Genomic DNA, 17,449 nt, shown 5'->3' with positions numbered 1-17,449 from the left:
TGCCTCTTATTTGTTGTTATTGCACATCGGGAAGCCCAGCGCCTCGCGGGAGGCGTAGTAGGCTTCAGCCACGGCTTTGGTCAGGGTGCGGATGCGCAGAATATAGCGCTGACGTTCGGTCACCGAGATCGCCTTGCGCGCGTCCAGCAGGTTAAAGCTGTGCGCCGCCTTCAGGATGCGCTCATAGGCCGGCAGCGGCAGCGGTTTTTCCAGCGCCAGCAGCTTCTGGGCCTCTTTTTCATACTGCTCGAAGCAGGTGAAAAGGAAATCCACGTCGGCATATTCAAAGTTGTAGGTGGACTGCTCGACTTCGTTCTGATGGAACACGTCGCCGTAGGTGGTTTTACCCAGCGGGCCGTCGCTCCAGACCAGATCGTAGACGCTGTCGACGCCCTGGATATACATCGCCAGACGCTCCAGGCCGTAGGTGATTTCGCCGGTTACCGGTTTGCACTCGAGGCCGCCGACCTGCTGGAAATAGGTGAACTGCGTCACTTCCATGCCGTTCAGCCAGACTTCCCAGCCGAGACCCCAGGCGCCCAGCGTCGGGTTTTCCCAGTTGTCTTCAACAAAGCGGATGTCATGAACAGTGGGATCGATGCCCAGCTCTTTCAGCGAGCCGAGATAGAGCTCCTGAATATTGTCCGGCGACGGCTTAATGATCACCTGAAACTGGTAATAGTGCTGTAAGCGGTTCGGGTTTTCCCCGTAGCGGCCGTCGGTAGGACGACGTGAAGGCTGCACATAAGCGGCGGCGATCGGCTCCGGCCCCAGCGCACGCAGGCAGGTCATCGGGTGAGAAGTGCCAGCGCCGACTTCCATGTCCAGAGGTTGAACGATGGTGCAGCCCTGACGCGCCCAGTAATCCTGCAAGGTCAGGATCAGGCCCTGAAAGGTCTTGGTATCAAACTTTTGCATGTTGAGTTCGCACGCGATACGGGTGGATTAAAAAAGTGTGCGTCAGTATACCCTTTGACCGGCGGTTATGCAGCCCGAGATCGCGCCTGCCCGCGCGCTTTGTTTGGAAAGGGTTGAGGCGACGGCGGCAAATAGCGGTAAATCTGATTCCTGGCGGGCCGAGGTTGTTGAAGCACAGCCGCCTGGCTACCCTCATAAACGCAAGTGCACGCGATATGAGGAAAAAATGTCTCTGCAAAAGATCGGCTGGATAGATAATTTACGCGCCGTCGCCTGCCTGATGGTGATCGTGATTCACACGACAACCTGGTATATCACCAACAGCGACCAGGTGGCGGAATCCGCCTGGGATTTGGCGAACCTGCTTAACTCCGCGTCGCGCGTCTGCGTGCCGCTGTTCTTTATGATCTCCGGCTACCTGTTTTTCGGCGAACGCAGCGCGCAGCCGCGCCACTTTCTGCGGATCGCGCTCTGCCTGTTGTTCTACAGCGTGGTGGCGCTGCTCTACATCAGCCTGCTAACGCCGATCAGTGAAAAGCTGTCGCTGCTGCACCTGCTGCAAAAGCCGGTGTTCTATCACCTGTGGTTCTTCTTCGCCATCATCACTATCTATCTTTTTTCGCCGCTGATTCAGGTAAAACCGACCACGGCGGGCTACGTCGCCGCGCTGGTGTTGGTAATGGCGATAATCGCCAATCCCCATACCGCCGACCAGTCAACCGGGCGTTTCCAGTGGCTGCCGGTCAATCTCTATATCAGCGGCGAAAGCATTTACTACCTGCTCTATGCCCTGCTGGGCCGCGCCCTTGGCACCATGAACACGGAAAAGCGCGGCGTCAGCTGGCTGGCGGCGCTGCTGTTTCTTGCCTGTGTGGCGGGCATTTCGCTGGGCACCAAACAGGAGCTGCACGTTAACGGCGCGTTCTCCGACCTCTGGTATCTTTACTGCGGCCCGCTGGTGTTTATCGGCGCGCTGAGCCTGTTCACCTGGTTTAAAAACTGCCTGAACCAGCGTCCGCTGCCAGGGCTGGCGCTGATCTCACGCAATTCACTGCCGATTTACGGCTTTCACGCGCTGTTTATCCACTTTATGCGCACCCATCACCTTGATTATACCCAGCGGCCGCCGCTGGATATCGTCCTGATATTCAGCGTGACGCTGGCGGGCAGCCTGCTGCTGGCGCTGGGCCTGCGCCGTCTCGACAGGCATCATCTGGTGAGTTAAGCGCGACGCCGTATCGTGCTGCGATCGGCGCCGGCGACAAGCCCGGCGCCGTTTTTTTACAGTGAATCCGTATCCATCAGCGGCGCCAGCTGCTGATAAAGCCTGCCGAACAGCGCACGCCGCAACTGATAGCGCTGATGGCGCTGCGCATCCGGCTGATGGCGCTGTTCTAACGGCAGCGTGGGCAGCAGCGTTTCCGGCGGCGTATCCGGCTGCAACGCCAGCTGCGCCAGCCGTGCGGCGCCCAGCGCCGGGCCGACATCGCCGCCGCGACAGTAGTCCAGCGTCTGACCGCTGATGTCCGCCAGCATCTGCCGCCAGAACGGGCTGCGCGCGCCGCCGCCGATCAGCGTCACGCTCGTCGGCTTAATGCCGCAGGCGTGCACCGCATCCATGCCCTCCGCCAGCGCGTATCCCACCCCTTCCAGCACCGCCAGCGCCAGTTCGGGACGTCCATGCTGGTGCGTCATGCCGAAAAAGACCCCTTTCGCCTGCGGATTGTTGTGCGGCGTGCGCTCGCCGGAAAGATAGGGCAGAAAGAACAGCGGCGGCACATCGACGCGCGCCCGCTCCGCCTCGGCCAGCAGCGCCGGCACATCGGCACAGCCGGTCAGCGCCGCCGCCCAGTCCAGACAGGCCGCCGCGCTGAGCATCACCGACATCAGATGCCAGCGGTTCGGCAGCGCGTGACAAAAACTGTGAACTGCGCTTTCCGGGTTCGCCAGGAAACCGTCGCTTACGACGAAATAGACGCCGGACGTGCCCAGCGACAACATGCTCTGTCCGGCGTTAATCATGCCGGTGCCTATCGCGCCCGCGGCATTATCGCCGCCGCCCGCCACCACCGGCACGCTTTCCATGCCCCAGCGCTGCGCCAGCGCAGGCTGCAAATAGCCGGTAATCTGGTTGCCCTCGAACAGCGTCGGCATTTGCGCCTGCGTCAGCCCGCAGGCCTCCAGCAGGGCATCACTCCAGCAGCGATTCGCCACGTCCAGCCAAAGCGTGCCCGCCGCATCGGACATATCGCTGGCGAAGTCGCCGGTCAGACGCCAGCGCAGATAATCTTTCGGCAGCAGCACCTTCGCGATACGTGAGAAAACCGCCGGCTCATGCTCCCTGACCCACAGCAGCTTCGGCGCGGTAAAGCCTGGCATCATCAGGTTGCCGGTAATCTGCCGCGCCTGCGGCACACTTTCTTCCAGCTGCTGACACTGCGCGAGGCTGCGGCCATCGTTCCATAAAATCGCCGGACGCAGCGGCTGATGCTGCGCATCCAGCAACGTCGCGCCATGCATCTGCCCGGTCAGGCCGATCGCCCTGACCTGACTGAGATCGTGCTGCTGACGCAGCGCCTGCAATGCGCTGTCGGTCGCCTGCCACCAGCTGTTTGCGTCCTGCTCGCTCCACAGCGGCTGCGGACGCGAAACGGTCAGCTTCTCCGTCTGGCTGGCGACCACCTCGCCTGCTGCGTTCAGCAGCACCACCTTAACGCCGGAGGTGCCTAAATCGATGCCGATAACCATGCTCCGGCTCCTGTTGGTTTATCCACGGTACAGCCAGCTGTTCACCAGATTCTCCAGCTGTTCCTGACGACCGCTCTGGTGCTGCGGATTGAACTGATGCGCTGACGCATGAGAAGCCAGCGCCGACAGCGACATTTCGCCCTGCAGGATCTGCTGCCCCAGCTCGCCGTTCCAGCCGCTGTAGCGCTGCGCCACGCGACGGTCCAGCTCGCCCGCCTCGATCATGCGCGCCGCTACCTTCAACGCCAGCGCCATGGTATCCATCGCGCCGATATGACCATAAAAGAGATCGTATTTGTCCGTGCTCTGGCGACGCACCTTGGCGTCGAAGTTCAGGCCGCCGGTGGTGAAGCCCCCCGCTTTCACGATTTCATACATCACCAGTGCATTCTCTTCCACGCTGACCGGGAACTGATCGGTATCCCAGCCCAGCTGCGGGTCGCCGCGGTTGGCGTCTACCGAGCCGAAGATGCCCAGCGCGATCGCCGTGGCGATCTCATGGTGGAAACTGTGCCCCGCCAGCGTCGCGTGGTTCGCTTCAACGTTCACTTTAATCTCTTTTTCCAGGCCGAACTGCTTCAGGAAGCCGTAAACCGTCGCCACATCGTAATCATACTGATGCTTGGTCGGCTCCTGCGGCTTCGGCTCGATCAGCAGGGTGCCCTGGAAACCGGTTTTATGCTTATGCTCCACCACCATCTGCATAAAGCGGCCAAGCTGCTCGCGCTCCTGGCGCAGATCGGTGTTCAGCAGGGTTTCATAGCCTTCGCGCCCGCCCCACAGTACGTAGTTTTCACCGCCGAGCTGGTGCGTCGCCTGCATCGCGCTGCACACCTGGCTCGCCGCCCAGGCGAACACTTCTGGATCGGGATTGGTGGCGGCGCCCGCGCCGTAGCGCGGATGGGTAAAGCAGTTGGCGGTGCCCCATAGCAGCTTCACGCCGCTCTCCTGCTGTTTCTGTTGCAGCACCTCGGTCATAAGCGCCAGGTTATGCTGATAGCTTTTCAGCGACTCCCCTTCCGGCGACACGTCCACGTCATGGAAACAGTAAAACGGCACGTTCAGCTTGTAGAAAAACTCAAAGGCGACGTCCGCCTTGCGCTTCGCCATCTCCAGCGCGTCGCCCGCCTTTTGCCAGGGGCGGTCAAACGCGCCGACGCCGAACATATCCACGCCGGTCCAGCAGAAGGTATGCCAGTAGCAGGCGGCGAAACGCAGGTGGTCCTCCATGCGCTTGCCTAATACCATTTCATCGGGATTATAGTGACGAAACGCCAGCGGATTGCTGCTGTCCGGCCCCTGATAGCTTACGCGCTCGATCTGATCAAAATAAGCCTGCATCTTTCACTCCTTAACACGTCGACCGGAAATGGTCAGCGAACAGGCTTCTATTCTGGTAAGCGCTCCGGCGTCGCTCAATTACGTTATTTCACACCACAATTAAGATAATTATTAACTGTGCGGCGCGTCGCAAAATAACGCTTCCCGGTGTCTGTTTTTCGTATCGCCACGCAAAATAAAGGGTCTTTCAGATTATTCTTCATTAAAAAATCGATCGCCATCATAAAATCAGCAATAAACCAAAAAACGTAACGCCGGGATAAAAATCTGTAATTGAAGAAACCGTCTTCTCAGGTCAAGAATTCATCAGCCCGTTCAGGAACGTTCCGATAAAAATGACCTCAACCTACAGGGTAATGATGATGAAAATGAAACACACTCTACTGGCCGTCTGCGCGGCGTTGGCCCTGTTCAGTCAGGCTGGCGCGGCGAAAGAGGTGAAGATCGGCATGGCGATTGACGATCTGCGCCTTGAGCGCTGGCAAAAAGATCGCGATATTTTCGTCAAAAAAGCGGAATCGCTGGGCGCCAGCGTATTTGTGCAGTCCGCCAACGGCAATGAAGAAACCCAGATGTCGCAAATTGAAAATATGATTAACCGCGGCGTAGATGTGCTGGTGATTATTCCTTATAACGGCCAGGTATTAAGTAATGTGATTGCCGAAGCGAAGCAGGAAGGTATTAAAGTACTGGCTTACGATCGCATGATAAATAATGCCGATATCGATTTTTATATCTCATTCGATAATGAAAAAGTAGGCGAACTTCAGGCCCAGAGCCTGGTTAAGCAGGTGCCGCAGGGCAATTATTTTCTGATGGGCGGATCGCCGGTGGATAATAATGCCCGTCTGTTCCGCGACGGGCAGATGAAGGTGCTGAAGCCGCTGATCGATCAGGGCAAAATCAAGGTGGTGGGCGATCAGTGGGTTGACGCCTGGCTGCCGGAAAACGCCTTAAAAATCATGGAAAACGCCCTGACCGCAAACAATAACCATATCGACGCGGTCGTCGCCTCTAACGACGCCACCGCCGGCGGCGCGATCCAGGCGCTCTCCGCACAGGGGCTGGCAGGCAAAGTAGCGATTTCCGGTCAGGACGCGGACCTGGCGGCAATCAAGCGCATCGAGAACGGCACGCAAACCATGACGGTCTATAAACCGATCACCAAACTGGCGGATGAGGCGGCGAAAATCGCCGTCGAACTGGGCGAAGGCAAACAGCCCAAATCCAACGCCACCCTCAACAACGGCAAAAAAGCGGTGCCCTCCTGGCTGCTGACGCCGATTCCGGTCGATAAGAGCAATATCGACAGCACCGTCGTCGCCGACGGCTTCCACAAAAAAAGCGACCTCTGAGTCGCTTCATACTGGCAATCCATTCTTAGCGCAGAAAGCCCAGCCAGGGATGGCCCGGCAGCAAATCGCCGTCGGGCGCAACTTTCAGCGCAGCGGAATAGCCAACGATCCTGTCGCGCTACGGCAGGCAAACAGTGGAGGAATGTATGACGACGCTGCTGGAAATGAAAAATATCACCAAGCGCTTCGGCAACGTGAAGGCGGTGGACGATATTTCGCTGCGTCTTGAGGCGGGCGAAGTAGTGTCGCTGTGCGGCGAAAACGGCTCCGGCAAATCGACGCTGATGAAAGTGCTGTGCGGGCTCTATCCGACAGGCGACTACGAAGGAGAGATCCTGTTCGCCGGCGAGCCGCTGCGCGCCGCCACCATCCGCGATACGGAGCGCAAAGGCATCGTCATTATCCATCAGGAGCTGGCGCTGGTGCGGCAGCTGACGGTGCTGGAAAACATCTTTCTCGGCAGTGAGCTCACCCGTGGCGGCGTGGTTGACGATGAAACCATGGCGCTGCGCTGCCAGCGTTTATTACAGCAGGTGAAGCTGGATATCTCGCCCCATACGCGCGTCGGGGAGCTGGGCATCGGACAGCAGCAGCTGGTGGAGATCGCCCGTGCGCTGAACAAGCAGGTACGGCTGCTGATTCTCGATGAGCCGACCTCTTCGCTCACCGAGCAGGAGACCGGCGTGCTGCTGGAGATCGTCAAAGATCTGCGCGATCACGGCATCGCCTGTGTCTATATCTCGCATAAGCTGAACGAGGTGAAGGCGATTTCCGACACCATCTGCGTAATCCGCGACGGCAAGCATATTGATACCTGTCCGGCAGACGGGTTGAGCGAAGACGACATCATCACCATGATGGTCGGGCGCGAGCTGACCGCGCTCTATCCGCGCGAACCGCATGAACAGGGCGAAGAGATATTACGGGTAGAAAAGCTGACCGCCTGGCATCCGGTGAACCGTCATTTGCGGCGGGTGGATAACGTCTCTTTTACGCTGCGACGCGGCGAAATACTGGGTGTTGCCGGGCTGGTGGGCGCGGGCCGCACCGAGACCGTGCAGTGCCTGACCGGTCTCTGGCCGGGACGCTGGGAAGGCGAGGTGGTGATACAGGGCCATCGCGTTAATCCTAAGCGCTGGGACTGCCAGCAGGCGATTCGTCACGGCATCGCCATGGTGCCGGAAGATCGTAAAAAGGACGGCATCGTGCCGCTGCTGGGCGTCGGCAAAAATATCACTCTTGCGGCGCTCAGCCAGTTCAGCGGCCCGCTTTCGGTGCTGGACGAGGCGCGCGAACAGGTCGCCATCAATGACGCCATTCGCCAGCTAAGAGTGAAAACCGCCTCGCCGGAACTGGCGGTGGGCCGTCTCAGCGGCGGCAACCAGCAGAAGGCGGTGATCGCTAAATGCCTGCTGCTGAACCCACAGGTGCTGATCCTCGACGAGCCGACGCGCGGCATCGATATCGGCGCGCGCGTGGAGATCTACAAGCTGATTCATCAACTGGTGCAACAGGGCATCGCCATTATCGTTATCTCCTCTGAACTGCCGGAAGTGCTGGGGCTGAGCGATCGCGTGCTGGTGATGCATGAAGGCCAAATCAAAGCTGACTTGCCGAACCATAACCTGACGCAGGAGCAGGTGATGGAAGCGGCGCTGCGGAGTGAACATTATGCTTAAAACCAATACCGCCATGCTGCCCGCCAGCGGCGGCGGCGCGCCGGGCAAACTGCGCCTGCTCAATTTGCAGGTGCTGGTGATGCTGGCCGCTATCTTACTGATTATGCTGTTTTTCACCTGGATGACCGACGGCGCTTATCTCAGCGCGCGCAACGTCTCTAACCTGCTGCGCCAGACGGCGATCACCGGCATTCTGGCGGTAGGGATGGTCTTCGTCATTATCTCGGCGGAGATCGACCTGTCGGTCGGCTCGATGATGGGGCTGCTGGGCGGCGCGGCGGCGATTTTCGATGTCTGGCTGGGTTGGCCGCTGCCGCTGACCATCGTGGTGACGCTGGCGCTCGGCCTGTTGCTGGGCGCGTGGAACGGCTGGTGGGTGGCCTACCGCAAAGTCCCCTCCTTTATCGTCACCCTTGCCGGGATGCTCGCCTTTCGCGGCGTGCTGGTCGGCATCACCAACGGCACTACCGTCGCGCCGACCAGCCCGGCGATGTCGCAAATCGGGCAAAGCTACCTTCCTGACGGCATCGGCTTTGGTTTCGGCGTGATTGGCCTTGGCCTGTTCATCATCTGGCAGTGGCGGCTGCGGCTGCGTCGTCAGCAGATGGGGCTGTCGCAGCCGCCGGCGCGCAGCGCGGTGTCGCGTCAGGCGATTACCGCCCTGCTGGTGCTGGGCGCGATCTGGCTGCTTAACGACTATCGTGGCGTGCCGACGCCGGTGCTGATTCTGGCGCTGCTGCTGCTGGCGGGCATGTTTATGGCGACGCGCACCGCCTTTGGCCGCCGCATTTATGCCATCGGCGGCAACCTCGACGCCGCGCGGCTCTCCGGCATCAACGTGGCGCGCACCAAGCTGGCGGTATTCGCCATTAACGGCCTGCTGGTGGCGGTCGCCGGGTTGATCCTTAGCTCCCGTCTCGGCGCCGGTTCGCCTTCCGCCGGGAACATCGCCGAGCTGGACGCCATCGCCGCCTGCGTGATCGGCGGTACCAGCCTGGCGGGCGGCATCGGTTCGGTGGCGGGCGCGGTGATGGGGGCCTTTATTATGGCCTCGCTGGATAACGGTATGAGCATGATGGATGTGCCGACCTTCTGGCAGTACATCGTGAAGGGCGCCATTCTGCTGCTGGCGGTCTGGATGGACTCCGCCACCCGGCGACGTGCTTAATCGTCGAAGCAGATCACAGGGCTCGCCAATTTTTTTCTGCTGTCGGTTCCGCTGTGGTAATCAGGAAGCAGAATAAAAACCGGGAGTGATCATGTTTGAGAAACGTTTTCGCATCAGCCTGCTGTTTAACGCCAACAAAGTCTACGATCGCCAGGTGGTGGAGGGCGTTGGCGAATATCTACAGGCGTCGCAAACCGATTGGGACATCTTTATCGAGGAAGATTTTCGCTGCCGTATCGACAACATCCGTGAATGTCTCGGCGACGGCGTCATCGCAGACTATGACGATAAAGAGATCGAGGCGCTGCTAAAAAACGTAGACGTGCCGATTGTCGGCGTCGGCGGTTCTTACCATCGGCCGGAGGATTATCCGCCGGTCCACTATATCGCCACCGATAACGCCGCGCTGGTGGAGAGCGCCTTCCTGCACCTTAAGGAAAAGGGCATTAACCGCTTCGCCTTTTACGGCCTGCCCGCCTCCTGTGGCAAGCGCTGGGCGCAGGAGCGTGAATACGCCTTTCGTCAGCGGGTGGCGCAAGAACGTTATCAGGGGGTGATTTATCAGGGCATGGAGACCGCGCCGGCCAACTGGCAGCATGCGCAGAACCGGCTCGCCGACTGGCTACAGACGCTGCCGCCGCAGACCGGGATTATCGCCGTAACCGACGCGCGCGCCCGTCACCTGTTGCAGGTGTGCGAGCATTTAAATATTCCGGTGCCGGAGAAGCTGTGCGTGATCGGCATCGATAACGAGGAGCTGACGCGCTACCTGTCGCGCGTCGCGCTTTCGTCGGTGGCGCAGGGCACGCGCCAGATGGGTTATCAGGCGGCCAAGCTGCTGCATCGCCTGCTGGACCGTCAGCCGCTGCCGCTACAGCGTATTCTGGTGCCGCCGATGAAAGTGATCGCCCGCCGCTCTACTGATTATCGTTCGCTGCACGATCCGGCGGTGATTCAGGCGATGCACTATATCCGCTGCAATGCCTGTAAAGGCATCAAGGTGGAACAGGTGCTGGACGCCGTCGGCATGTCGCGCTCCAACCTGGAAAAGCGCTTTAAGGATGAAACCGGCGAGACCATCCATACCATGATTCACAGCGAAAAGCTGGAGCGCGCGCGCATGCTGCTGGTCTCCTCTTCCATGCCGATTAATGAGATTTCGCAGATGTGCGGCTACCCTTCGCTGCAATATTTTTATTCCGTGTTTAAGAAAAGCTACGCCACCACGCCGAAGGAGTATCGCCAGCAGAGCGGCGAGGTGATGAGCTAAGCGCAAGCGGTAAGGGTTGAGCGGAGAGAGCCGTCCATCGCCGCATCAGGGAGGTCGGTATCCCAGCCAAACCAATGCGATACGCTGCGCCTCACTTTATGGAAAACCGCCGCCTCCGATGAGGCGGCCGGACGTCACATCCGGTTGGGGCCGCCAGCGGTGGCGGGCAGGTTTGATTCCTGTTATCTTCCGCCAATGCTCCTCCTCACGCGCCCGAGCAAGTCTCAAAATTCCTTTATTTTCAATGATTATTGAGACTTAACCATCCGTAACAGTCCGACAAGATCTCCCTGAATCCATGAAAAATATGTATAATGATGTGTATAGATTTTTTATACACATTTTTTACTTATACACACGGCACTTACAGATATACAAATTAAACGAGCAAAACCTCAAGACAAGTCCTACACATTGAACGATGGACAAGGCCTGTCGTTACTCATCAATCCATGCGGCTCAAAAGGCTGGCGCTTCCGCTTTTGTTTTGCCGGTAAAGCACGGCTAATGTCATTTGGCAGCTACGACCTTGTGACCCTCGCAGAAGCACGTGAGAAACGCGATACGGCCCGTAAACAGGTAGCAAACGGCATAGACCCAGTAGAAGAACGTAAAGCCCAAAAGCTGGCACAACAACTATCAACAGAGAACTCATTCGAAGCTATATGTCGAGAATGGCACACCAACAAAGCTGACCGCTGGACAGTGGCATACCGTGACGAAATCATTAAGACCTTCGAGCAAGACGTTTTCCCGTTCATTGGCAAACGGCCTATCGGTGAAATCAAACCTCTAGAATTGCTTGAAGTACTACGACGAATAGAAAAGCGTGGAGCACTGGAAAAAACACGGAAAGTGCGTCAAAGGTGTGGAGAGGTTTACCGCTACGCGATTGTAACTGGCCGCGCAGAATACAATCCTGCTCCTGATTTGGCTATTGCTTTGGCCGTTCCGAAACAAAAGCATCATCCATTTTTATCTGCTGAAGAGTTACCTCATTTTATTCGGGACCTTGAAGCGTATACCGGCAGCATCATCACCAAAAATGCTACAAAGATAGTCATGTTAACTGGTGTAAGAACACAGGAGATGCGATTTGCTACGTGGGAACAGGTTGACCTTGGGAAAGGTATATGGGAAATCCCCGCTGAACGGATGAAAATGCGTAGGCCTCACATTGTTCCCCTATCTACTCAAGTGATCGATTGATTCAAGCAGCTCAAACCAATAACCGAACATTATCCCTAAATTTTTATTGGTAGGAATAACCGTAGTAAACCGATCTCTAAAGAAAGCGTGTCACAGGTGATTGAGTTACTTGGGTACAAAGGGCGCGCAACAGGTCACGGATTTAGACACACGATGTCGACAATTTTGCATGAACAAGGATTTGATAGTGCATGGATTGAAATGCAGTTAGCACATGTGGATAAGAACAGTATTCGGGGAACATATAACCATGCTCAATATTATGAAAAATGCAAAAAAATGATGCAATAGTATTCTGATCAAATGATGTATGCACTGGAGCGTTGACGCTCCAGTTTTATTAAGGCAATGCAATAACTTTTTTAATTACCGCATAAAAGAAAAATACGACTACACCCCATATCAATAAATAACCCCAAATACTACATAGATAATATGATAATCGTCCCTTTAGCTCTCTGATTAGACTAAAATGCTCAGTAGTTTTGGCTATATAAAATCTTTTTCTTATAATTTTATGATATTCATAGTCCAATGGGCTATGATTAAAAACACAGGTAGACTTTATCCTTTCATACTCTTCACGGAGAGAATCAATTTTATTATAATCTTCTTCAGATAAGTCATTAGTTATCTTCGACTTAAAGAGGGTTATTTTTCTCTCATGTTCATTGAGTAATTCCGCATTGCGAAATAAAGCTTCTGATTTAGCGCCTGCAGCAAATCCCCACTCAATCAAACTTATTATTATAAGCAACATGCTTAATACAATTGAAAAAGCAGTTACAAGGTTATTAAGGTTTTTCCCAAAGGTTTCACCGAAGGAAAATTGTATTAAAGAAAGCGCTATTCCTGATAATCCTATCAATGCTATACTGATAGTGGAAAATATTTCTCTTATCTTTAATCTTCGAGATGAATTGTATCTTGCGCATGACGTTTCCCACGCTGATTTACTTAAGCTCTCTAAAAATTCTTTCATTATCACCCTCTGGATAAAAAAGACACAACGCCGGAGATATCAGTCCAATCCTCTTCTCCAGCAGTTTCCCCCGAAGAAGGTTTACAACCATAATCTATGTCGTGAGCACTTCAGCCCACACTAGCTTATCTGTGTGGGGTACGGGACCTATCACTAAGTACCGTCGGCGTTGGTCTCGGTTAAGATAGCATTACTTAGGATATATTTCACCTTCATCTGCCTGCATTCTGGACAAAATTGTTGTTTTATAACGTTCAAAACGTTCTTCGATTTGATCTTTGGTAAGCCTTTCATCTGGAGAAATTCTTCCTCTACTAACTAAAAAATCTGTTTTTTGTTTAAGCGTCTCTATTTTGTCATAGTTCCTGATATATCCGCCTTGTGGGTTGAATTTTATTTCGTAATAAGACCTGGATATTTTTTTAAGTTCTGTTGGCGGTTGATGATCGAAATCACTTAATCTTGAAAACATTTCTTTTGCTATAAAATCTATCTTGTGGAGCAAAGATAGATCATTTATATTGGAATAGTAAGCAACCCAACCATAACGTTTGTTACCACTAATTGCGCCTGTGATTTTTTCATTTAGTTCTTCCAAAAATATTCCTTTTAAATCATCAATGGATAGATGAGGGTATTTTTTAAGCCTGCGGTTTTTATTATGTGTAAAATCACTAAATCGTGCGGCAATGGATTGTAAGAATGCCTCAAGAGTTGAATCTCTAACAGTTATATCATTCCCCTTAAAAACATAACCAAGGAACCCAAAGGGTTGATTGAGGTATCCTAAATGAGTCTTTGGAGATGATGGAGGATGTGTGTTTAAACCTCTTAATTTTAGTTTCCTTCTTATCGATAAATAAGCTTTTGATACGGATTCCTTATCACCATACATAAGAACATCATCAACATATCGGTAATATTTTACATTAAATTTATCCATTGAATTATCAATGTCAGACATGTATATTGAGGCAAGCACATTTGAAATTGAAAGCCCTTGTGGAACACCTTTATCCTTATTGAAAAAATCTTTCCTTTGGCTTTTCTTAGCTGAGCTGTGAGAGGTTGGTGTTAACAAAGAACGGACGATTAAATCAAGTGCTTTTTTTGAGCTAATCCGAGATGAAAGTTTTTTAATCAATCGGGTTTTAATGATGTTGTCGTAAAAACCTTCAATATCGCAACTACAAATATAAACATCATCTGGATTTGCTGAAAGGAAATCTGAAGATAAAGATCTTATATAGGTTGACGCTAAACTCTTTGGCACATATTCAGGGAAGACCTTGCAAAGAAATATATTTAGCTGCCGCAAAACCACACGATCACGGATTGTTGGAATCGATATAACTCTTGGATTTTTCCCCCTCCCCTTGCTTTTTAACATTTCAAGATATGGGCTAAAACGAAAACTACCATTTAAACACTTCTCAGACGTCTTTATCAAATCTCTTTGAGCTCTAAGGGAATATTGCATTCCATTTAAACGATCAATTCCCTTTGCTCCCGAATTACTAAACTTCTCATTAAATGTTTTAAATAGGCTTTCTGGAGAAAATAGCTCATCAAATAATTCATTTTGCACAATTACGTTCATTTTTTATCTCATAAAATTCGGTTATGAATAAAACGTCTTTTTCATATTTTATACCTTAAGATATCCTTAGTCGCATAGCCGGGCAAGGGTCATCAAACTAACTTAATAATTGGTAGTGATAAAATTATTTTCATCAGTTGCGCGCAATGCTACCCCCGCCACGCCTGTCCGCTTCATGTAGCGGTTTTCATGCAGGTGCATGAGTGCCTCGAAACCGCGCCGCCATTGGCCGGAACGGGAGAATTGCAGGTGCATTTATTCATGCGTTTTCATGCGGCATAGTCATGCACTGCCGCAACAGCGGGCCAGCCAGAGAAAAAGCCACAAAAAAACCCGACGCGGTGGCCGGGAAAGAAATAAGGCTGAGCCTCAGGCGGGAATGTGCTGCCGGTTTGAAAGCCTGCTGGCGGCGCCGTAGCGGTTGAGCGTCTGCGGTGCCCGCTTCGGGGTTTCTGGCGCCGGTTCGGGCGTTTCTGCTGCCTTCTGCGGCCTCATATGATGCTGTCCAGGCTTTCCAGCGTGGTGAACGTACAGGAGCAGTCAATATTACGGCACTGATACCAGGTCTTTTTCAGCGTGCCGGTCTGGTACTCACTGGTGCGGGTGTGTGCGGTGGTGCCGCACTCCGGGCATTTCATGGCCATTTTAGCGGCCTTCCTGCTGTGCATTCAGCTTTTTCAGGCGAAACCGGTAACTTACATCCCTGGCCGGGTCCGGAGGGCGGCGGCGTCATCGTGTACTGCGCTGTCAGGATACAGCCCTGTCTCATTGAGGATGGCCTGGTATTCTTCAGCTACCACGGGCGCGCTGATTTCAGCCTCGCGGACAACGGCGGCACGCAGCGTTCGCATGGCGGTTCCCAGCCCGGCGGGGCCGTTCAGGTAAGGCGCCAGCGCGCCGGTCAGAGCAGCGCCATGCGCATCCATGAAGGCGGTCAGCGCTTCATTCACACACGCATCAGCCACATAACGATGGGCCTGAAGCGCGTCACCGGCGGCACAGTTAATCTGCCAGGTCAGCACGTCCTGCCATTCACGCAGGTTATCCGCCTGCTGGCCGTAATCAGTGGGTTTCACCTCACTTCCCAGCAGCGTCTCAAGCTGCTGCTGTTTGTTTTCACGGTCAGCGCGCAGGGTGCGCCAGCTTTCACCGGCACGGCGGTACTGGTTCAGGGCATCCTGTGGAGTGCTGGAGGTGTTTGTCATGCTTTATCTCCTGTGGCCTTCTGTTGCTTAATTATCATCCTGTGACGCGCTGCGGGGCTGGCGAACCGCTACGACCGGCAGCTGTTTCTGGAGGTGACCGGTCCGGCGGCAGCGGCAAAAGCATTATGTCAGGTATCACCACTATGCTGGCCGGTGCGGATAATGCCACCTCCGCGACCATCGAAACGCTGGAATCCTCGCGTGAGCGCGCGTCTGTTATCGGCTACTCGCTGATTATTCTGCCGGTCCAGGAGAAGTGGAGCGGCGACGGCGCGGGCCTCAAGGCCATTACCGGCGGTGATTCTGGCGGTGAACAACAACCCGATGCGCTTTACCGACCGCAGCGGGGGCGTGTCGCGCCGCCGGGTGATCCTGCCCTTCCCGGAAATCATCCCGGTGAACGAGCGCGACCCGCAGCTGAAGGAAAAGATACAGGGCGAGCTGGCCGTTATCGTTCGCCAGCTGATGCAGCGCTTCAGGAACCCACAGGACGCCCGCAGGCTGCTTCAGTCGCAGCAGAACTCCGGCGAGGCGATGCGCATCAAGCGTGACGCCGACCCGATGGTGGACTTCTGCGGCTACCTGTTTGCGACGGCAGAGCCAACTGGCCTGCACATGGGCAACGCCAGCATCCGCCCGTTACAGCCCAGGCGCTACCTCTATCACGCCTATCTGGCCTACATGGAGGCCAATGGCTACCGCAATCCGCTGAGCATGAAGTCATTCAGCCAGGCGCTGGAAAGCATCCTGCGTGAGTACGGCCTGAACTACCTGAAGCGGCGCACGAAAACAGGAATACAGACCAACCTCGACCTGACAGATGAAAGCAGCACCGACTGGCTGCCGAAGTGTGACGATCCGGCAACAGCCTGACTACCAGAACCGGCGAAAGCCGGTTTTTTTACGCCCATGCTTCACCCATGGTGAAGGATAATCGCCATCCTTCACTATTGGATCACCATATAACATATTGAATTAAAAGCTATAAAATGGAAAGTGTAGAGTGTGAAGGATTTTTGATGAAATCTTTTCGTTGCGAAATTTTTATGTGTTTAGTATTTATATACCCAATTGAACCTTCCAGATCGTAATTATTTTATTTGAGTTAATTAATTTTTAGTGGTGATAACATATGGAAAGTGCTGTTGGAATAAAAATAGATTATGAAAAAAACAGAAATAATCCAGAGCAAATATTTTCCGCTATGGCTCTTTATATTTCCGCCTATAAAAAATATGGCAACTTAATTGCAAAGGAGGTAGGGTCAGAATTAAATTACAATTTATGCCTACAAGATATAGAAAAAAGCTCAATCAAAGCTCTTCTTGGTTCAATTTCAAATAGTTTTAACTCTTTGATTACTAAACAGTCGAATGGACTTTTTGAAGACTTGATAGATGAGGAGGATATACTCTCTCCCGATCAGGTGGACGATTTAGCTCGTAAACAAGAAAGTAAAATGGAGAAAGCAACCGGGGACATCTCTTTTTATATAGATAGAGTTGAATTTGCTAAAATTTTACAAGAAATATCCGCTGCAAATGAAATGCTTTATCGTGATGAAAAAGCTGAGATTGAAACGTTTGGAAATAGTAATAATAATATCATACGTTTAAATACTAGGATGAGATTTTTTGGTGATCCAGAAACGATGTTTGATGAGCATAAGCTCATATCCTACCGTGGTCGAGATAGTTTAGACATAATAAAGCCAGTTAACTTTGGCGATTCTCAATGGCAAGTCCGTAGCAGAACAACTCATAAAACTTTTATGGCTACTATTGGGGATAAACAGTGGCTTAAACTTTACCAAAATGGTGAAATCCCCATAATCACAGCTAAGTATTGTATGTTGGTTGATATGTATTGCGAATTAGACAAGAAAAATAAAAAAACAATCATAAAAAAGGCAATAATAATCAAGGTCTTGAAAGTAATTCCAAGTTCAGAGGCTCAGGATGCTTTACTCTAACC

Annotated in this window: 12 protein-coding genes, 1 tRNA gene and 3 pseudogenes; 9 read left to right on the top strand and 7 right to left on the bottom strand. The window is 53.3% G+C overall.

The annotated features are described in order from the left end of the window. Nucleotides 1–6 precede the first annotated feature (6 nt). On the bottom strand, nucleotides 7–918 hold the full coding sequence (gene glyQ, locus C2E16_RS00850; RefSeq protein WP_038629418.1) for a glycine--tRNA ligase subunit alpha: 912 nt from the start codon (nucleotides 916–918) through the stop codon (nucleotides 7–9). 226 nt (nucleotides 919–1,144) lie between these two features. Between glyQ and C2E16_RS00845 the strand changes: the two genes are divergently transcribed. After that, nucleotides 1,145–2,143, top strand: a complete 999-nt coding sequence (locus C2E16_RS00845; RefSeq protein ID WP_084971718.1) for an acyltransferase — start codon at nucleotides 1,145–1,147, stop codon at nucleotides 2,141–2,143. Between the two features lie 56 nt (nucleotides 2,144–2,199). On the opposite strand, the gene xylB is transcribed toward C2E16_RS00845, so the two are convergent. Both xylB and xylA read right to left on the bottom strand, forming a co-directional pair. Then, nucleotides 2,200–3,666 (bottom strand): xylulokinase, encoded by a 1,467-nt coding sequence (xylB, locus tag C2E16_RS00840; RefSeq protein WP_104951392.1) that lies wholly within the window; start codon nucleotides 3,664–3,666, stop codon nucleotides 2,200–2,202. Between the two features lie 18 nt (nucleotides 3,667–3,684). Beyond that, on the bottom strand, nucleotides 3,685–5,007 hold the full coding sequence (gene xylA, locus C2E16_RS00835; RefSeq protein WP_038629414.1) for a xylose isomerase: 1,323 nt from the start codon (nucleotides 5,005–5,007) through the stop codon (nucleotides 3,685–3,687). A 362-nt stretch (nucleotides 5,008–5,369) separates the two neighbouring features. Between xylA and xylF the strand changes: the two genes are divergently transcribed. The 6 genes and pseudogenes from xylF to C2E16_RS00810 all read left to right on the top strand — a co-directional run bounded on the left by xylF (nucleotide 5,370) and on the right by C2E16_RS00810 (nucleotide 11,979). Beyond that, the gene (gene xylF, locus C2E16_RS00830) at nucleotides 5,370–6,362 is read left to right on the top strand and encodes a D-xylose ABC transporter substrate-binding protein (protein ID WP_038630207.1); all 993 of its coding nucleotides are present in this window, start codon (nucleotides 5,370–5,372) and stop codon (nucleotides 6,360–6,362) included. A gap of 146 nt (nucleotides 6,363–6,508) precedes the next feature. Continuing rightward, the gene (locus C2E16_RS00825; protein ID WP_084970879.1) at nucleotides 6,509–8,041 is read left to right on the top strand and encodes a xylose ABC transporter ATP-binding protein; all 1,533 of its coding nucleotides are present in this window, start codon (nucleotides 6,509–6,511) and stop codon (nucleotides 8,039–8,041) included. 13 nt (nucleotides 8,042–8,054) lie between these two features. Continuing rightward, a complete protein-coding gene (gene xylH / locus C2E16_RS00820) occupies nucleotides 8,055–9,209 on the top strand; it encodes a xylose ABC transporter permease XylH (RefSeq protein ID WP_373996399.1) in 1,155 nt (384 codons plus the stop codon). A 91-nt stretch (nucleotides 9,210–9,300) separates the two neighbouring features. Then, nucleotides 9,301–10,479 (top strand): D-xylose utilization transcriptional activator XylR, encoded by a 1,179-nt coding sequence (xylR, locus tag C2E16_RS00815; protein WP_084970877.1) that lies wholly within the window; start codon nucleotides 9,301–9,303, stop codon nucleotides 10,477–10,479. A 100-nt stretch (nucleotides 10,480–10,579) separates the two neighbouring features. Next, nucleotides 10,580–10,674, top strand: a tRNA-Sec gene (locus C2E16_RS20690). Between the two features lie 156 nt (nucleotides 10,675–10,830). Next, nucleotides 10,831–11,979, top strand: a pseudogene (locus tag C2E16_RS00810) (tyrosine-type recombinase/integrase). A 49-nt stretch (nucleotides 11,980–12,028) separates the two neighbouring features. Here C2E16_RS00810 and C2E16_RS00805 read toward each other — a convergent pair. From C2E16_RS00805 to C2E16_RS00790, 4 genes and pseudogenes are all read right to left on the bottom strand, one after another. Continuing rightward, nucleotides 12,029–12,670, bottom strand: coding sequence for an SLATT domain-containing protein (locus tag C2E16_RS00805; RefSeq protein WP_084970875.1), 642 nt, complete (start codon nucleotides 12,668–12,670; stop codon nucleotides 12,029–12,031). 190 nt (nucleotides 12,671–12,860) lie between these two features. Then, complete coding sequence (locus C2E16_RS00800) at nucleotides 12,861–14,270, bottom strand: reverse transcriptase domain-containing protein (protein ID WP_084970873.1); 1,410 nt, start codon at nucleotides 14,268–14,270, stop codon at nucleotides 12,861–12,863. Between the two features lie 369 nt (nucleotides 14,271–14,639). Beyond that, a pseudogene (locus C2E16_RS21330) lies at nucleotides 14,640–14,914 on the bottom strand (ogr/Delta-like zinc finger family protein). Nucleotides 14,915–14,965: 51 nt separating this feature from the next. Continuing rightward, nucleotides 14,966–15,475, bottom strand: coding sequence for a phage polarity suppression protein (locus tag C2E16_RS00790; RefSeq protein WP_084970871.1), 510 nt, complete (start codon nucleotides 15,473–15,475; stop codon nucleotides 14,966–14,968). 57 nt (nucleotides 15,476–15,532) lie between these two features. Between C2E16_RS00790 and C2E16_RS00785 the strand changes: the two are divergent. Further along, nucleotides 15,533–16,348: pseudogene (locus C2E16_RS00785) on the top strand (DNA primase family protein); the annotation flags it as partial. Nucleotides 16,349–16,607: 259 nt separating this feature from the next. Then, nucleotides 16,608–17,447 carry a hypothetical protein gene (locus C2E16_RS00780; RefSeq protein ID WP_084970869.1) on the top strand — a complete coding sequence of 280 codons (840 nt, stop codon included), beginning with the start codon at nucleotides 16,608–16,610 and terminating at the stop codon, nucleotides 17,445–17,447. Nucleotides 17,448–17,449 lie beyond the last annotated feature (2 nt).

The organism is Mixta calida (assembly GCF_002953215.1).
Taxonomy (GTDB): domain Bacteria; phylum Pseudomonadota; class Gammaproteobacteria; order Enterobacterales; family Enterobacteriaceae; genus Mixta; species Mixta calida.
The sequence above is the reverse complement of the archived record's forward strand: the minus strand, read 5'-3'. Positions and strand labels throughout refer to the sequence as shown.